This is a genomic window from Pantoea sp. Seng, assembly GCF_009829935.1.
Lineage (GTDB): Bacteria > Pseudomonadota > Gammaproteobacteria > Enterobacterales > Enterobacteriaceae > Pantoea > Pantoea communis.
Genome location: NZ_SZZV01000002.1, coordinates 171,351 through 187,617 on the forward strand (window position 1 = coordinate 171,351; position 16,267 = coordinate 187,617).

The 16,267-nt window shown below is 53.5% G+C and carries 13 protein-coding genes and 2 pseudogenes; 7 read left to right on the forward strand and 8 right to left on the reverse strand.

From position 1 onward, the window contains the following. Positions 1–52 precede the first annotated feature (52 nt). The gene (locus FD737_RS02530; protein WP_097117442.1) at positions 53–1,408 is read left to right on the forward strand and encodes a PLP-dependent aminotransferase family protein; all 1,356 of its coding nucleotides are present in this window, start codon (positions 53–55) and stop codon (positions 1,406–1,408) included. Here FD737_RS02530 and FD737_RS02535 read toward each other — a convergent pair. From FD737_RS02535 to pagP, 3 genes are all read right to left on the reverse strand, one after another. Continuing rightward, on the reverse strand, positions 1,386–1,817 hold the full coding sequence (locus FD737_RS02535; RefSeq protein ID WP_034829026.1) for a GNAT family N-acetyltransferase: 432 nt from the start codon (positions 1,815–1,817) through the stop codon (positions 1,386–1,388). The two genes, FD737_RS02530 and FD737_RS02535, sit on opposite strands and share 23 nt — an antisense overlap. Before the next feature lie 357 nt (positions 1,818–2,174). Then, on the reverse strand, positions 2,175–2,384 hold the full coding sequence (cspE, locus tag FD737_RS02540) for a transcription antiterminator/RNA stability regulator CspE (RefSeq protein WP_034829024.1): 210 nt from the start codon (positions 2,382–2,384) through the stop codon (positions 2,175–2,177). Positions 2,385–2,534: 150 nt separating this feature from the next. Continuing rightward, positions 2,535–3,056, reverse strand: coding sequence for a lipid IV(A) palmitoyltransferase PagP (pagP, locus tag FD737_RS02545; RefSeq protein WP_082678124.1), 522 nt, complete (start codon positions 3,054–3,056; stop codon positions 2,535–2,537). Between the two features lie 994 nt (positions 3,057–4,050). Here pagP and FD737_RS02550 point away from each other — a divergent pair. Together FD737_RS02550 and FD737_RS02555 are read left to right on the forward strand one after the other, a co-directional pair. Beyond that, positions 4,051–4,296 (forward strand): hypothetical protein, encoded by a 246-nt coding sequence (locus FD737_RS02550; protein ID WP_008103719.1) that lies wholly within the window; start codon positions 4,051–4,053, stop codon positions 4,294–4,296. Between the two features lie 108 nt (positions 4,297–4,404). Continuing rightward, positions 4,405–5,488 (forward strand): annotated as a pseudogene (locus FD737_RS02555) (malate/lactate/ureidoglycolate dehydrogenase). Positions 5,489–5,535: 47 nt separating this feature from the next. On the opposite strand, the gene gntT reads toward FD737_RS02555, so the two are convergent. After that, the gene (gntT, locus tag FD737_RS02560) at positions 5,536–6,852 is read right to left on the reverse strand and encodes a gluconate transporter (RefSeq protein WP_045816524.1); all 1,317 of its coding nucleotides are present in this window, start codon (positions 6,850–6,852) and stop codon (positions 5,536–5,538) included. A 125-nt stretch (positions 6,853–6,977) separates the two neighbouring features. Here gntT and FD737_RS02565 point away from each other — a divergent pair. Next, positions 6,978–8,290, forward strand: a pseudogene (locus FD737_RS02565) (iron-containing alcohol dehydrogenase). Between the two features lie 159 nt (positions 8,291–8,449). On the opposite strand, the gene FD737_RS02570 reads toward FD737_RS02565, so the two are convergent. Then, positions 8,450–9,277, reverse strand: coding sequence for a Cof-type HAD-IIB family hydrolase (locus tag FD737_RS02570; protein WP_097117446.1), 828 nt, complete (start codon positions 9,275–9,277; stop codon positions 8,450–8,452). A gap of 108 nt (positions 9,278–9,385) precedes the next feature. Next, positions 9,386–9,859, reverse strand: coding sequence for an RcnB family protein (locus FD737_RS02575; protein ID WP_034828301.1), 474 nt, complete (start codon positions 9,857–9,859; stop codon positions 9,386–9,388). An 805-nt stretch (positions 9,860–10,664) separates the two neighbouring features. Between FD737_RS02575 and FD737_RS23670 the strand changes: the two genes are divergently transcribed. Next, on the forward strand, positions 10,665–10,832 hold the full coding sequence (locus FD737_RS23670) for a hypothetical protein (RefSeq protein ID WP_202404443.1): 168 nt from the start codon (positions 10,665–10,667) through the stop codon (positions 10,830–10,832). Here the strand turns inward: FD737_RS23670 and FD737_RS02580 are convergent. Beyond that, positions 10,805–11,044 carry a DUF1272 domain-containing protein gene (locus FD737_RS02580; protein WP_097117447.1) on the reverse strand — a complete coding sequence of 80 codons (240 nt, stop codon included), beginning with the start codon at positions 11,042–11,044 and terminating at the stop codon, positions 10,805–10,807. The two genes, FD737_RS23670 and FD737_RS02580, sit on opposite strands and share 28 nt — an antisense overlap. A 182-nt stretch (positions 11,045–11,226) precedes the next feature. Here FD737_RS02580 and FD737_RS02585 point away from each other — a divergent pair, with 182 nt between their 5' ends. Next, on the forward strand, positions 11,227–12,330 hold the full coding sequence (locus tag FD737_RS02585) for an AI-2E family transporter (protein WP_097117448.1): 1,104 nt from the start codon (positions 11,227–11,229) through the stop codon (positions 12,328–12,330). 63 nt (positions 12,331–12,393) lie between these two features. Then, positions 12,394–13,395, forward strand: a complete 1,002-nt coding sequence (locus FD737_RS02590) for an AI-2E family transporter (protein WP_160832619.1) — start codon at positions 12,394–12,396, stop codon at positions 13,393–13,395. A gap of 1 nt (position 13,396) precedes the next feature. On the opposite strand, the gene FD737_RS02595 is transcribed toward FD737_RS02590, so the two are convergent. Then, entirely contained in the window at positions 13,397–16,096 is a 2,700-nt protein-coding gene (locus tag FD737_RS02595) for a cation-transporting P-type ATPase (protein ID WP_160832620.1), read from the reverse strand. Between the last annotated feature and the right edge of the window lie 171 nt (positions 16,097–16,267).

Consider the following 16,267-nt stretch of genomic DNA (forward strand, 5'->3'; position numbering starts at 1 on the left):
CGAATACTAATCTGAACAATCAATTCTTTGTTACTGAACAAATGATTTTCTTATGACGCAAACGGTAGATGTCGAGTGGCTTAGCCATCAAATAGACGATGCTTCGGTAAAGGGAATAACGCTTACCGCCTCATCCTTAATTCGGGACGGCCAAATTGCTGTTGGCATGCAAATGCCTGCGGTGCGCGAACTGGCGGAGCGGCTGGGCGTCAGTCCGGCAACCGTTTCTGCTGCCTGGGCGCAACTGAAGAAGCAGAAAGTGCTGGCGGGTAAAGGACGCAGTGGCGTATGGGTGTGTGGCAACAGCGTACTGCCACGCCCTATCCGCTTTGAGAAGATTGGTAACTACGGCGAGAACATCCGGGCGGCGCTGGCGATGGCGTCACCCGATCCGGCGTTGCTACCCGATCTTAAACGGGCGATCCTCGCGGGGATTGCCTCACCTGAGTTAAACAGCTATCAGCGCGAAGCGATCTCCCCGCAATTGCAAGCGGCCATCAGTCCACGCTGGCCCTATCCGGCGGAAGCCTGGTTAGCCACTGATGGCGGTTTTGATGCCATGAACCTGATTGTGCAGACGCTGTTGTCGCCGGGCGATCGGGTGGTGATTGAAAATCCCACGGCCACCCGTTTGCTGGATATGCTGGAAAATATCGGCGCAGAAATTTTGCCGCTGCCCTGTGATGATCAGGGGCCTATACCCACGGCGCTGGCCGCACATCTGCAAAAATCACCGGCGATGTTTATCTATCAGCCGCGCACGCATTCGGCCACCGGCTACAGCGTGACTCAGCGTCGCAGCGCCGAGTTAGCAAGGGTGCTGGCGAACTGTACCACGATGATTGTCGAGGATGATGGCATTGGCGATCTGTCGCGCTGGCCGGCCTGGAGCCTCGGTTTTCACTTCCCGGAACGGGTCATTCACGTTCATTCTTTTTCCAAAGCCTATGGTCCCGATCTGCGCCTGGCGGCGTTATCCGCGACGGCAGACATGGTGAAACGCTTACAGTCGTGGCGTAACTTCGGCGTCAGCTGGACCAGCCGTATCTTGCAGGATGCGGTGGCATGGATGCTCACCGATGAGGCCACACAGCAGAGCGTTCAACAGGCGAAGACCGTTTACGCGCAGCGTCGCCAGCAGTTACTGGCGGCACTGGCAAAACGCGGAGTGGTGCTGGAAGAGCGAGATGGGTTGAGCGTACAGATCCCGGTGGAATCAGAGCAGTACGCCATGATCACCCTGGCAGCACGCGGCATTGCTGTACTGCCGGGAGAACGCTGTTGCCTCAACGGCGAGCCCTTTATTCGCGTCAGTGCTTCACTGCTCCCGTTCGATCAGCTTGAAAGCATTGCTGACGCGCTGGTCATCGCCACCGGGCGTGAACTTAAAGCGAGCCCAGATCTTTGATGTGATAACGCGGAGATTCTACATAGCCTTCACGCGAGTAGAACTGGTTGGCTTTAAGGCGGGAAGCGTGACAATGCACTTCCATGCGATCGCAGCCCCGTTCACGCGCTAGCTGCTCGGCATGACTGAGCAGCTGTTGGCCACTGCCTTTACTGCGCTCGCCTTCCGCAATGCAAAAATAGCTGATGCGGGCGAAATCACCGGGCAGCGCCAGTTGGGGGATAAAGTGCAAAGAGAGAAACCCCAGAACCTGATTACCGTGTTCTGCCACCAATAAAATTTCGTCGGGATGGCTGCATAACTGCGCCAGACGCGTATCAATAAACTTTTCAGTGCCGCTGTAACCCAGTTCGGTTAACAGCGCACTCAGGGCAAAACTGTCTTTTGCCAGTGCCTGACGTATATTCATCCTGCCTCCTCATGAGTCCTTGCATGCAGTTATATAGCGTTGTTGCGTAAAAAGCTGCAAGTAAGGATTGTTATGAGAATGTTACTGCCACGTTCTGTGAAATACGCCGCAGAATGTGCCCTGTCATCAGACTGTCATCACGGCTTAAGGTTGGCTTAACCTGGCTTTGCGATGCTGAGTGAAATACACCTCTGGGGCGCGCACATGAAAAACCTGATTCCACGTAGCTACAATGAAGTGATGGCGCTTTTCGTCGCCATGGCGGCCGTGTTGGGCTATTCCCTGACCTGGTGGCACATGTAAAAAGGACAAAAAAAACCCGCCATTAGGCGGGTTTTCAAAATTCTAACTGTTAACTTACAGAGCGATAACGTTAGCAGCAGATGGGCCTTTAGCGCCGTCAGTGATTTCGAACTCTACACGCTGACCTTCAGCCAGAGTTTTGAAACCATTGCTCATGATTGCAGAGAAGTGTACGAATACATCTTTGCTGCCATCTTCTGGAGTAATGAAACCGAAGCCTTTCGACTCATTAAACCACTTAACGTTACCTTTGATCTTGGACATCTATATTACCTTTACATGAAAAATGGACACTAAACTGTGTCGGCATCTAGTACAGCAATTGCGGTGACATTTGTCCAGTGAGAATTGATGAAAAAGTGATAAATATTGATTTTTTGCATCCCCTTCACACTTTTTGACGCTTTTCACACGCTAAAACTGGAATCTCAGCCAGGCAAAATAGACGTTGCCGTTATTATAAGTCCCTGGAATATAAGTCATTTGGAAAGTGGCTGGTCCATATCCTATTGATGCTAATGGCAAAACCAGTGGAACCGGGATATAGCGCCAGTTATCTCTCGCGGTGACGCCCGCGGTGTAGCCTGCACCGATGTGGAAATTCTGGTCGTTCAATGGCCGCCAGGTCGCTTCCCAGCCATAGCCAGCGATAGGCTCCCATTTGTTGAACGAGTCTTTGAACACCATGGCATAGAGCCCATGCCAGTTGCCTTTCTCATCCCAACGAGAGACACCGCCACCTGCACCCCACGGCCGCTCGTTGTACTTTTCGATATGCTCGTCATCATAGGTCCAGCGATTATGCCAGGTGATAGCGGGCAGGTAAAAGTCATGATGCTGTGGCTGCGACCAGGTTTGCTCAACATTGGTGCTAAATGTGTTCCATCCCGCCTCAACGGCTTGCGATGTTGTGACTGCTGATGCCAAAAACGTCATGGGTAACGTCAAAATTCCGCCCAAAAGTGCGGATAAAATGTGCCGATTCACAAAAAAATCCTATTAAGTCATCTCTTAAATTCGCCCCAGTAAAAGGCGCATTCGGTGAGTGGGCGATTATTAGCGCAACAACTTAAAACGATATCTAAAAAAGCGGCTAAAAACTCCAGGGATAGTCTGTGTTACACCATTATTTTCCGATGATTTAGATTAGGTTGTGGTTTTTCTATAGGAAAGAAATATCCCGGTCGTCAGGAAAAATGCACATTAAATGCACTCTCAGCGTGATAATCACCCAGAGAGACAACTTAATTTTCAGCAACTTAACGACAATCATTTATATCTGAAATAAATTGATTAAATTTATGAATTGAACTCTAAGAGCGAATAAGATAAATCTCATCTTTCCAGGATGGAGAGGGAGGAACATTGAAATGACGATTCGCTGTCGACGCTGCGGCTGCGCTAAATTTTATTTCACATTGCCGAAAGTGGAAGAGGATAGAAATAACCCACACCATGGTGCGTGTTGCGCGGGTTGTGATAAACCGATTGACTGGCGGGACATGATTCCGGCAATGCTGACATTAAGCGAATTCGCCGCGTCCCGGGCAGAATAAAGAATTCAGGCACCTCAGGTGCCTGTTCATGCTAAAAAATCAGTTTGAATACACCCGTAATCGTCAGTAATCCCACGATAAAAATGATGGCAATAATCCACAGAATTATTTTCATTGTTCGCTCCTTCAGTGATGAAAAATAACGCGCCTGTTAACCAGTATAGATGATCCTTCTGCGTTCGCTGTGCAGTGCGAGCACTGTCACGCATGGTGATGAGCGTTGCCTTCCGTTCAGTTTTATTTCTGCGAGACGGGTCGCATGTCGCGATTTTATCTCTCTCTCCCGCTGCGCACCGCCAGCTCGTGCTGTCTAAACTTACAGCGCCTCTAGCAGGCCTCAATTGTTATCACTGCCTACGTAACAAGGAGATCTTATGAGCACGATTAATACCAGCATGGGGCGTTACAGCCTGAAGGCAAAGGATTACGGCAACCACATCAGTGGCAGCATTGCTATTAACGATGAAGGTGGCACCCAACTCACCATGCAAGAGTTTGAAGAGCATTACCTTGACGATGTCGTCAACAATGTCATTTATCCGGTCACGGGTGGGAACCGTGAAATTACCCGCGCGTTGCGCGATCAGATGGTGAAAGCGGGCTTTGAACAGCCGCATTGAGTTTTTGGGCCACAGATTGTGGCCCTTTGCTTTTGATAACACTCACTTGCGGTAATGATAGCTTTAAGCGCAGGATGCATTATCGAACATGACAAGGAGATTGACCGCGTGAGTGCCCTTTACCGACTTCCCCCTTCCCAGTTACATCAATTTGTTCAGGCCATTTGGTTACATGCCGGCAGCAGCGCCGAAGAGTCACGTTTAGTGGCTGACCATCTGGTGGCCGCCAATCTGGCCGGTCACGATTCACACGGCGTAGGAATGATCCCGAGCTATATGAGTTCACTGAAGCAGGGATTCCTGCAGCTGAACCAGCACACCACCATTGAAAAGGATGCCGGTGCGGTGCTCACCCTGCACGGACATAACGGCTTTGGTCAGGTGGCGGCACATCAGGCGATGCAGTTGGGTATTGAGCGTGCAGCGAAGCTGGGTATCGCTGCGGTCGGCTTACACCACTCCCACCATACTTGGTCGTATCGGTCATTGGGCGGAACAGTGCGCAGCTGCGGGATTCGTCTCTTTCCATTTCGTCAACGTGATGGGTGATCCGATGGTTGCGCCCTTTAACGGTAGCGACCGTCGTTTTGGCACCAACCCCTTCTGTGCCATCTTCCCACGCCAAAATGCCAAACCGCTGCTGCTCGATTTCGCTACCAGCGGGATTGCCTACGGCAAAACACGCGTGGCGTGGAACAAAGGGCAACAGGTCGCGCCCGGTTATCTGATCGATCATCAGGGGCAGCCCACCACCGAACCCGGCGTGATGCATCAGGCACCTTATGGCTCGCTCATGCCCTTCGGTCTGCACAAAGGTTACGCGCTGGCCACGATGTGCGAAATTCTGGGCGGTGCGCTTTCCGGTGGTCGCACCACGCACGATGCCACGCTGGTCAGCAGCCATGACGCCATTTTCAACTGCATGACCACCATCATCGTTAATCCCGAAGCGTTTGATGCCCCGGCGATGCAGGAAGAAGCAGAATCGTTCCTCGAATGGGTAAAACGCTCGCCACAAAGCGGCGATGCACCGATTCAGGTGCCGGGTGAATGGGAAGAACAGAATCGTATCGAACGCGATCGCGAGGGGATTCCGCTCGACAGCAACAGTTGGGAACAGATTTGTGCAGCCGCATTACAAGCGGGCATGTCCGATGAAGAGCTGGCGGCCTTCCGCGCGCTGGCGCAGTAGATCCCAGTAATAAGAAAGCTGAGGCACATCGCCTCAGCTAATTTCCTTCAGATCACGTTAGCCAGCAGCAAACAGCCGACCAAACCACACACCGAAATAATGGTTTCCAGCGCGGACCAGGAGCGGATGGTTTCACCGATGGTCAGGTTGAAGTATTCCTTGAACAGCCAGAAACCCGGGTCGTTGACGTGAGAGAAGATCACGCTGCCAGAACCCACGGCAATCACCATCAGTTCCGGGCTGGCACCGCTGGTGGCAATCAGTGGTGCAACGATCCCGCCGGCGGTAATCGCCGCCACGGTGGCTGAACCCAATGCGATACGCAACACCGCCGCGATGGACCACGCCATAAAGATCGGCGATACATTGGTCTCGTGCATCATACTCGCGATGTATTTATCGACACCGCTGTCCACCAGCACCTGCTTGAACGCCCCGCCGCCACCAATGATCAACAGCATCATGGCGATGATTTTGATCGAGTCGGTGATGGTGCCCATCACTTCATCCATGCTACGTCCACGGTTCAGACCAAAGGTGAAGATGGCGATCAGCACTGCAATCAGCGTTGCCATAATCGGGTCACCAAAGAACTCCGCATACGGCAACAACAGATGCCCTTTCGGTAACACCATCTCCGCCACGGCACGCAAGGCCATCAGCACTACCGGCACTAACGCCGTCCAGACGCTGACGCCAAAGCCGGGCATTTCCGCTTCGGTAAAGGTTTTCGGGTTCCACAAACCTTCAGGAATCGGTTTGTCGATGCCTTTCAGGAAGCGCGCATACACCGGGCCCGCCAGAATCACGGTCGGAATACCCAGCAGGGTGCCATACAGCAGCGTTTTACCCATATCGGCGTTGAACAGTGTCGCAATCGCCGTTGGACCTGGATGCGGAGGCAGGAAACCGTGCGTCACCGACAATGCCGCAGCCATCGGCACGCCGACGTACAACAGCGGCACACGCGCCGACGCCGCGATGCTGAACACCAGCGGCAGCATCAACACAAAGCCCACTTCATAGAACAGCGCGAAGCCCACCGTGAAGCCGGTTAAGACCAGCGCCCACTGAATGTGTTTTTGACCAAATTTAGCAATCAGCGTGGTGGCAATACGCTGGGCACCGCCGCAGTCAGCCAGCAGTTTTCCCAACATCGCGCCAAAGCCCATGATCAGCGCCAGACTACCAAGTGTGCCGCCCACGCCGGTTTTGATCGATCCAATCACTTTGTTGACGGGCATACCCTGCATCATGCCCACCGCCAGCGCGACCAGTATCAGCGCAATAAATCCATTCAGCTTGAAGCGAATCATTAACAGCAGCAGTAAGGCTACGCCAATCGCCACATAGAGTAATGGCATAATTTTTCTCCACTTTTGCGCACGACAGCATGTCGGCAGCGGTTTGTTTTGTTGATCCCAAAGGACAGTCGATTCGGTGACATCGCTGAGAGGCACGCGGTCTGTCGCACAATGTTACGGGTATCATGTTAAGGGTAACATTGCGCACAAAGCATCAACCGTGCGGGGGGAATTTCTGTTTTGCGAAGGTGATCAACTTTTTGCCAGGCAGTTATCAGAATGTTTGCAGCGGGGGCGTCACCGCTTTTGGTTACACTAAGGTCTTTATGCCCTTCAAAATAAGGATCTGCAGGTGAGTGAGAATCTGATCGAGTTGTACAGTAATCAACAAACCCTGTTTGGACGTGGCAGTATTGACCGATTATTGCCGCTGCTGGCTGCCCATCCCCAACCGACGTTGCTGTTTTGTGGCCGCTCTTTCCTCAACGGTCCCGCCTGGCAAAGACTGGGCGCGGCACTCAATGACCAGATTCTGGGCTATGAAATTGTCAGCCATGAAGCCTCGCCTGATGAAATCGATGCCTGGGTCAATCGCTGGCGCGGCCATGTGGATCGCGTGGTAGCGATTGGCGGTGGCAGCGTGCTGGATGCCGCTAAAGCTTTCAGCGCCATGATGCAGCATCCGCTGAATACCGCACGTTACCTGGAGAAAGTGGGTGATACGCCGGTTCAGGCGATCACTCTGCCGCTGATCGCCATTCCCACCACAGCGGGAACGGGCAGTGAGGCGACGCAAAACGCCGTGGTGACCGATCAGCAGCATATTCAGGTGAAAGCTTCGTTGCGCCATCCGGTGTTTGTGCCACAGGTGGCAATTCTGGATGCCGATTTGCTCAAGGGCACACCAGATAGCGTACTGGCCACCTGCGCCATTGATGCCTTTACCCATCTGTTCGAGGCGTACCTGTCGCGCAAAGGCAATCTGTTTACCCAACAAACGGCGCTAAATGGGCTGCGACTGTTCTTTCAGGCATGGCCAAATCTGAATCGCGACGATGCCCAAGGTGATGAAGCACGAGAAGCGATGATGATGGCTTCCTGGCTGGGCGGTGTCTGCCTGAGCAGTGCGGGATTGGGCGTGATTCATGGGATTGCCGGTGAACTGGGCGCCATCAAACCTTTCCATCACGGAGAAGTGTGTGGACGTTTGCTGTTCCCATTCCTCGATGTGCTGGCGGAAACCGAACACGCCGAACAGCAGCGTTTGATGACACAGCTGGGGCAAGCTCTTTTACCGGACGATCCGGCGCCGCCAGCGTTAGCGCTGAAAGCCTGGCTGCAGGCGCATGCGATTGTGCCGTTCTGGCAGGATGGGCCGACCTTGAACGCCACCGATGTTGACTGGATTGTCGCGCGCGCCAACAGTAAAAACGGCTGGGTCAGTTACGATGCCTCCACCCTCACCGAGATGATTACTGCGGCCTGGCACGTTGCATAACATCGGTTGATTTAGACGATGCGGGTGCGCCAAAGCACACCCGCACAACATGACTTTCCCGCCACTTTACCGCGCAATGTTGCGCCGCTTCATCTCGCCGCGCCTGCATACGCTCCGCGCATCGGCAAAGCAAACAATGAATTAAGTGTCAGATGACGCTCAGAGGCTAAACGGCGGTTTGCCCGCCAGCATCTGTTCGATCACCTGCAGCACGCCCTCTTCATTGTTGCTGGGCGCTTCATAGCGTGCGGCATCTTTCACTTTTTGCGGTGCATTCGCCATGGCGAAGCTAAATCCCGATTGCTGCAACATCTCCAGATCGTTACCGCCATCGCCAAACACCAAAATCTCGCTGCGATCGATGCCCCAACGTTTGCCGAGCAGATCGAGCCCATGGCCTTTGTGATTGCCTGGCACAATCAGATCCACAGATCCGTGGCCGCTGGAGGTCGCTGCGGCCGAACCCTGATGCAGGCGTTCGATATCGGCCATTAACGGTTCAACATAATCATCGGAAAGATTGAGGGCGAACTTGAAGAGTTTGTCATCCGCGACCTCATCGAGGCTGCGAATCGGCTTCAGACGATGGCAGTAGTGGCGCATCTTCACCAGCCAGCTCTCGTCGAGACCTTCGAAGTAGTAAGCACTTTCACGTCCGCAGAGGATATAACGCAGTTCCGGGTAGTGCCCGTTGTGCAGGGTGTCGAGTACCGCATCGATATCGTCGCGGCTGAATGCGCCGCAGAACAGCTCTTCATCGCGATCGATGATCCACGCACCGTTTTCGGCGACGAAGGCAATTTCGCTGGAGATATCGGGGAAGAAGGATTTGAGTTGGTAATATTGATTGCCACTGGCGACCACAAATTTGATGCCGCGCCGTTTCATCTCTTCATAACAAGCCTGAAAACGAGCCCGGTTGTACTGCTTTTTATCGTCGAGAAAGGTGCCGTCCTTGTCTACTGCCACCATTTTTACCACGGTCATCATGACTCCTTAGCGCGTTGTAGGGAAAAAAGGGTCGCATAGAGAATAACCTGGTGAGGGCAGAAAGCAGAGAGAAACACGGATGGCCGTAGCCATCCGTGGGGGTGATTAGTTAAATGCGCCGTTCAGCAGCAGCGAGGTGATCACGCCAGTGGCGGCAGCAATCAGGACGTAATTACCGTCAATGTAAGACCAGTACTCACCGCGCGGCGGCTCTGGCAGACGGCGTTCACGCCAGTCATCTACGCGATAGTGCGGGCCACGGAATTCTGGCGGCATCGGGTGACCGCGACGGAAGTCATGGCCGTTCCAGGCGAAGTGATCGCCGTCATGGTGTCCATCTGGGCCACGATGGTCGGCATAACGGTCATGGTGATCCGGGCCACGGTCCGGGCCATGGTTGTAGCCATGATCGGGGCCGCGATCGCCGCCATGGTCAGGGCCGCGCCCATGATCCTGATGCTGGTCGCCGCCGTGCTGCTGCCAGCGCTGGTCGCCCGGGCCATCTGCCCAGGAGACGGAAGAGAACAGTGTGCTGCATGCAATAAGTGACGCAATAAGACTTAATGTTGTTTTTTTCATGATGTTGCCTCCAATGATAACGGCAGTTACTGCGCCGTCGAGAGACACTATTCACCAATCAAAAGCAAAAGAGGATTTCCAAAACTCTTAAAAACCGCAGACTTACATTAAATTACTGCAAATTATCGATTTCTTAACGGTTGTGTCTTTTCTGACATTATCTGGTCTTAAAGTCAGCGGATTCATACTACAGCGGAGAGGAAAGAAACCCGATCGCGAGGATCGGGTGGAGAATGCTATTTCCATAAATTGCATAAAGCGGGTAAACCCTAAAATTGAGGGTAAAACTGAAGCACACAACGCCACATCACTAGCATTGCGGATAAACAATACCATTTTAAAATGCAAAATTCTTTTAAAAACCCCTGCTTTTCGGAAAAAACCGTAAAAATAAAATGGCGCAGAAAAATAATCTGCTGTGCGAGGGATCTGATGCACAAATAAGGTCTGTGCTCTGACCAGAATAGCGGTTTGATAAATTTCGCACCGTCGTGGTGATAGAAACGAACCTGCCCCCAACGATAACCACACAACCACCAGGCGATAAAACACTGCTAAATCAATACCATTCCCTTCAACCTGCGTCGGCCAACCCTTTCATTAATCAGACTTCAGCGTTATTCATCAATTTACCCGGCATTAATACGTTAGAATCCTGCAGCACCTCGATTAATTCACAATCGTGATTAATATCGCGCTAAATATAGGGCAGGCTTTAACTCGCTTAATGGATTTTTATTTCAACTTCGATATCAGCGTTAGAATATTACGTTACCGCTGCGATTTATTTCCGAAGGATGGAGTCATGGAAAGAATATTAGTCAGTGCCTGCCTGATGGGATTGACGGTTAGTTATAATGGCAGCGATAAGTTGCTCATCTCTCGCACGCTGCTGCGCCAGCACGGCATTGAAGTCTTCAACGAAGCGCAGTTGCGCGAACTCATTCAGCGTGTCGCGGCAGCCGATAAATGACGCGTGGTCGAGGCCGGATGGCGTGCTAACGCCGCCGCCGGACGCACCGGACGGCGCACCAGTTCCCCCTCACAGTTTGGGCAGCGATGGTTGAGCGTAGTTTCCACGCAGTCGACACAAAAGGTACATTCGAACGAGCAGATGCGCGCATCGGGTGAGTCCGGCGGTAAGTCTTTATCGCAGCATTCGCAGTTGGGACGCAGTTCCAGCATGGTTCATCTCCAGTCAGATTTTTCACCATCATCACCGTGTTACCTCAAACGCGCCAGCCCGGTTGCAGACATCAGCAGGACAAATCGGGACATCCGATGTCCACACGCGTGGCCTAAAAGCATTACATTCCGCTAATCACGTTCTATAGTTCAATCGCCACGTTTACTCACGAGACAATTGAATGCGTATTAAAGGACTTAACTTCGGCTTCTTTATTGTTATTTTGGCGATAGTCACCTACGCCTTTTTTGATGTGCTGACACCATACTTCTCTGCCATTTTTTGGGCAGCCATTCTGGCGGTGATCTTCCATCCGCTGAAGTCATTGCTGCGCCGCAAAATGGGCGATCGTAACGGGCTCGCTGCCTTTGCCACTCTGGCGATCATCTGTCTGATCGTGTTCACGCCATTAGCGATTATCACCTCGTCGATGGTAGTTGAAGTCAATACGGTGTACAGCAAACTGCAGAACAGTTCGTCACAGTTCCCGACGGTGTTTGCCGAATTAATGCAGCACTTACCGAACTGGGCACAGAGTTATCTCGCGGAACACAACCTCAACAATGCCGGCCAGATTCAGCAGAAACTGTCTGAATTTGCCCTCAAAGGCGGCCAATACATGGCAGGCAGCGTGTTCATGATCGGTAAAGGAACGTTCACCTTTACGGTTGGCTTCGGCGTGATGCTGTATCTGCTGTTCTTCCTGTTGAAGGATGGCCCATGGCTGGTGAATCTGATACTGGAAGCACTGCCGCTCTCTACCTATGTGAAGCATCACCTGATGGTGAAATTTGCCGCCGTCTCACGCGCTACCGTCAAAGGCACGGTGGTGGTCGCGGTGGTTCAGGGCGTGTTGGGCGGTCTTGCCTTCTGGTTCACCGGCATTGACGGCAGCTTGCTGTGGGGTGCGTTGATGGCGTTCCTGTCGCTGATCCCGGCGGTCGGTTCCGCCATCGTTTGGGTGCCTGCGGCGATCTTCTTCTTCGCCACCAGCGCGATATGGAAGGGTCTGTTCCTGGTCGGCTTCTTTGTGGTAATCGTCGGTCTGGTAGACAACATTTTACGTCCGCTGCTGGTCGGAAAAGACACCAAAATGCCTGACTACTTGATCCTGATCTCGACGCTGGGCGGCATGGAAGTTTACGGTATCAATGGCTTTGTCATCGGCCCGTTGATTGCCGCGCTGTTTATCGCCTGCTGGAACCTGCTCTCCGGGCGCGACAACCGCGACAATGTCGAGGAGATCGACGAAGAGTTTATTGAAGAGGGGAAATCTCGCGAGTAAGGCCTTTCCCTGTCAGGCGGTTGCTGCACACGGCAACCGCCCGTTTACCGGAGAACTGCATCGATGTACCAGGGTTGGTTAAAATCTTTCGCGCCGCTAGCGCAGGCGCTTATTTTGCTCGCATGTCTGACCCTTGTGCTGTTTGGGCTGCGCCTTGGTGCGCCGCTGATCAACCAGGTGCTGCTGGCGATATTTCTTGCCGTGATGCTCGATCCACTGATTAGCCGCCTGGCGCGACGCGGCATCCCACGTACGCTCTCTTCTCTGCTGGTGATTGTGATTTTGCTGCTGCTGATCGTCATCACCATCATGTCACTTAGCGCCTCCGCGCCCGACCTGATCAAACTCAGCCGTCAGGCACCCAATCTGGTAGCAGCCAAGCTGCAATACCTGACGCTCTCTCTGAGCCAGATGGGCATTGCCCTCACCGCCGATGAGATGCTGAATTTTGTCGATGCCGGTGCGGTGGTGCGCTTTGTCACCTATCAACTGTCGTTAATCCCCGGCCTGCTTTCGTGGTGGCTGATGGTGTTCCTGATGCTGCTGTTTATGCTGATTGAGCTGCCGCTGCTGAAACGCACCCTGCGCGCCAGTAAACAGCACACTGCGCTGTTTATCGCTTTGGAAGAAGGGATTCAGAGTGTGATTGTTTATGCGCGGGTGAAAACGCTGACCGGCCTGCTGGGCGGCGTGATTGTCTGGGGCATGGCGCATCTGCTGGGATTGAAGTTCGCCTTTTTGTGGGGCGTGCTGATGTTTATCTTCAACTACATTCCGGTGCTCGGATCTTTTCTGGCGGCCATTCCACCGGTGATTCAAACCTTTATCCTGTTCGATACCCAAACCAGCCTGATGCTGGTGGGATTCTTTGTGGTGCTGAACCTGTTGCTCAGTTCGGTGCTGGAGCCGCTGATGCTCGGCAAACGCCTCAATCTCACCCTGACCGTGCAGCTGCTGGCTTTCCTGTTCTGGCAAGCGCTGCTGGGTATGACCGGTGCGATACTGGCGATTCCCCTCACCTTCCTGCTGAAAAAAGTCTGGCTGGCACTGCGCCAGCCAGAGTGAACTATCGGGCGACGCGCCAGCCGCGCGTCAGCTGTTTCTCGATTTCCACCAATACGAAAATCACCGCGCTGACCGCCAGCGAGATAAACCAGTATTTGATCGGCAGCGGCTCGGTGCCAAACAGCGTATTCATCAGCGGCAGATAAATAATCATCGCCTGCAGCGCCACCAGCACCAGCGTCACCAGCCAGATGCCGCGATTTTTCAGCAAGCCTTTATCCAGTGAGAAGCCCTCACTGTTGCGACAGTTGAGCATATATGCCCACTGGGCAGTCACCAGCATCTGCAGCAGCACCGTACGGATAAACTCCGGCGAGTAACCGCGCGGCTGCAGCCAGGCTTCCAGCACAAAGGCGCTAATCGAGATCAGCAGCCCGACGAAAATCACTCGCCAGATGGCGTAACCATCCATTACATGGCTGCGCACGTTACGCGGCGGCCGACGCATGATATTGCGCTCGGCGGCTTCAAATGCCAGCCCAAATGACAGGGTCGCCGAGGTCGCCATGTTCATCCAGAGAATCTGCACCGGCGTCAGCGGCAGTAAGTTGCCCATTAGAATCGCGATGATGATCAACAACCCCTGCGCGAGGTTGGTCGGCATCACAAACAGGATAGTTTTCTTCAGGTTATCGTAAACGCGACGCCCCTCTTTCACCGCCGCCGCGATAGTCGCGAAGTTATCATCCGCCAGAATCATATCCGCCGACTCTTTGGTCACCTCGGTGCCTTTGATGCCCATGGCGATGCCGACATTGGCCTGTTTCAGCGCAGGGGCATCATTCACGCCATCGCCGGTCATCCCGACGATCTCCCCGCTCTCTGCCAGCGCTTTCACCAGACGCAGCTTATGTTCCGGGCTGGTGCGTGCGAAAATGTCGTACTCACGAGCCGCTTTGCCCAGTTCCGCATCATCCATGTGCTCCAGCTGATAGCCGGTGACGGCGCTGTCACTGTTGCCGATGCCTAACATCTGACCGATGGCCATCGCCGTTTCCGGGTGATCGCCGGTGATCATTTTGACGCGAATCCCGGCCTGCTGGCAGTCGCGTATGGCGGTAATCGCTTCCGGACGCGGCGGATCCATCATGCACGCCAGACCCAGCATCATCATGCCCTCGCGCAGATCGGCGTGATCGATCCGCTGCTGGCCCTCCGGCAGCCAGCGCCAGGCGGCGGCCACGGTGCGCAACCCTTCGCTGGCATAAGTGGTGATTGCGGCGTTCCAGTAATCACGATCAAGCGCTTCGGCGCCGTTTTCGCCTTGCTGCTGCTGGCACAGCGCGAGCAGCACATCCGGTGCACCGGTCAGCAGCAGACACGCCTTGCCATCAATCAAACAGCTCACCGCCATGTATTTGTAGGCCGAGTCAAACGGCAGCTTGCTCAGTACCTGCACGGATTCCGAGTTGATGCCCGCTTTCGCCGCCAATACTTTGAGCGCGCCTTCGGTGGGGCCACCAACAATCCCCCAATGGCCCTGAGTATCCTGGCGCAGTTGGCTCTCGTTGCAGATATCTACCGTCTGTAAAAAGCCGTTAAGCAGCACCTCATCGCGCTGGCCGCTTTCCAGATGAAACTCCCCTTTCGGCTCATAGCTGTTGCCACTGATGCGCCAGTGACTGTTGGCCAGCACCAGCGCTTTCACCGTCATTTCGTTCATGGTGAGCGTGCCGGTTTTATCGGAGCAGATCACCGACATGGCGCCGAGAGTTTCGACCGTTGGCAGCTTACGAATGATGGCGTGATTGCGCGCCATCGACTGCACGCCGAGTGAGAGAATGATTGAGATAATCGCCGGTAAACCTTCTGGCACCGCCGCGACCGCCAGGCTGATCACCGCCAGCAGCAACTCCGCCAGCGGAATGTCGCGCAGCAGATAACCGAACACGAACAGCGCGGCCATCATCAGCAAAATGATGTAGAAAATCGCCTTACCGAGTTTTTCAATCTGCACCAGCAATGGCGTTTTTGCTTCTTCGATGGAGGAGATCATCGCGTTGATGTGCCCCAACTCGGTATCACCGCCAGTGGCGATCGCCACACCTGCGGCAGTGCCAGAACTCACCGTAGTACCGGAATAAGCCAGATTCAGCCGATCGCCGAGCGACTTTTCGCCTTCCAGCGCATCGCTTAATTTGGACACCACCGTGGATTCCCCAGTGAGGATGGCTTCTTCTACCCGCAAATTGTGCACGTCGAACAAACGCAGATCGGCAGGGATTTTGTCGCCAGGACGCAGCAACACCACGTCACCGACCACCAGCTCTTCGGTCGGTACCGTCATCTGCCGTCCATCCCGCAATACCATCGCTTCGTTCGACAGCATGTTCTGAATGCTTTTCAATGACTTCTCGGCGTTACTTTCCTGGATAAATCCAATCAGTGCATTGATGACAGCAACGCCGAGAATGACAAAGGTATCCACCCAGTGGCCCATCACCGCGGTAATCAGCGCTGCCGCCAGCAGGATGTAGATCAGCACATCTTTAAAGTGCGCCAGAAAGCGCATCAGCAGTGATTTTTCGGCTTTCTGTGGCAGCACGTTGCGCCCGTTAGTCGCCAGACGCGCCTGCGCCTCTTCGGTCTGCAAGCCACTGGGCGAACTGTTTAAGCGGATAAAAGCGCTGGCACTGTCGAGCTGATATAAGTGTCGATCAGATGAATCCGATCGATCTGGACGGAAAGGAACAACGGTCATATTTCACCCCGTGCGGTTGACAATAAAATGAAAAAAGGAGAGTAAAACAAAAGCCCAGTTTAATATTATTAATCTTTACCGAGATGACCGGGGTCATGTTTTAGTTAATTAGACCGTTAATTAACATCGCTAATAACCATTCAGTGTTGAATTAATCACACTCTGGAAATC

What these genes read in the sequence shown, in the direction of transcription:
- FD737_RS02530 (WP_097117442.1), top strand. Translation starts at nt 53, where the DNA reads ATGACGCAAACGGTAGATGTCGAGTGGCTTAGCCATCAAATAGACGAT.
- FD737_RS02535 (WP_034829026.1), bottom strand. Translation starts at nt 1,817, where the DNA reads ATGAATATACGTCAGGCACTGGCAAAAGACAGTTTTGCCCTGAGTGCG.
- cspE (WP_034829024.1), bottom strand. Translation starts at nt 2,384, where the DNA reads ATGTCCAAGATCAAAGGTAACGTTAAGTGGTTTAATGAGTCGAAAGGC.
- pagP (WP_082678124.1), bottom strand. Translation starts at nt 3,056, where the DNA reads ATGACGTTTTTGGCATCAGCAGTCACAACATCGCAAGCCGTTGAGGCG.
- FD737_RS02550 (WP_008103719.1), top strand. Translation starts at nt 4,051, where the DNA reads ATGAGCACGATTAATACCAGCATGGGGCGTTACAGCCTGAAGGCAAAG.
- gntT (WP_045816524.1), bottom strand. Translation starts at nt 6,852, where the DNA reads ATGCCATTACTCTATGTGGCGATTGGCGTAGCCTTACTGCTGCTGTTA.
- FD737_RS02570 (WP_097117446.1), bottom strand. Translation starts at nt 9,277, where the DNA reads ATGACCGTGGTAAAAATGGTGGCAGTAGACAAGGACGGCACCTTTCTC.
- FD737_RS02575 (WP_034828301.1), bottom strand. Translation starts at nt 9,859, where the DNA reads ATGAAAAAAACAACATTAAGTCTTATTGCGTCACTTATTGCATGCAGC.
- FD737_RS23670 (WP_202404443.1), top strand. Translation starts at nt 10,665, where the DNA reads ATGGAAAGAATATTAGTCAGTGCCTGCCTGATGGGATTGACGGTTAGT.
- FD737_RS02580 (WP_097117447.1), bottom strand. Translation starts at nt 11,044, where the DNA reads ATGCTGGAACTGCGTCCCAACTGCGAATGCTGCGATAAAGACTTACCG.
- FD737_RS02585 (WP_097117448.1), top strand. Translation starts at nt 11,227, where the DNA reads ATGCGTATTAAAGGACTTAACTTCGGCTTCTTTATTGTTATTTTGGCG.
- FD737_RS02590 (WP_160832619.1), top strand. Translation starts at nt 12,394, where the DNA reads ATGTACCAGGGTTGGTTAAAATCTTTCGCGCCGCTAGCGCAGGCGCTT.
- FD737_RS02595 (WP_160832620.1), bottom strand. Translation starts at nt 16,096, where the DNA reads ATGACCGTTGTTCCTTTCCGTCCAGATCGATCGGATTCATCTGATCGA.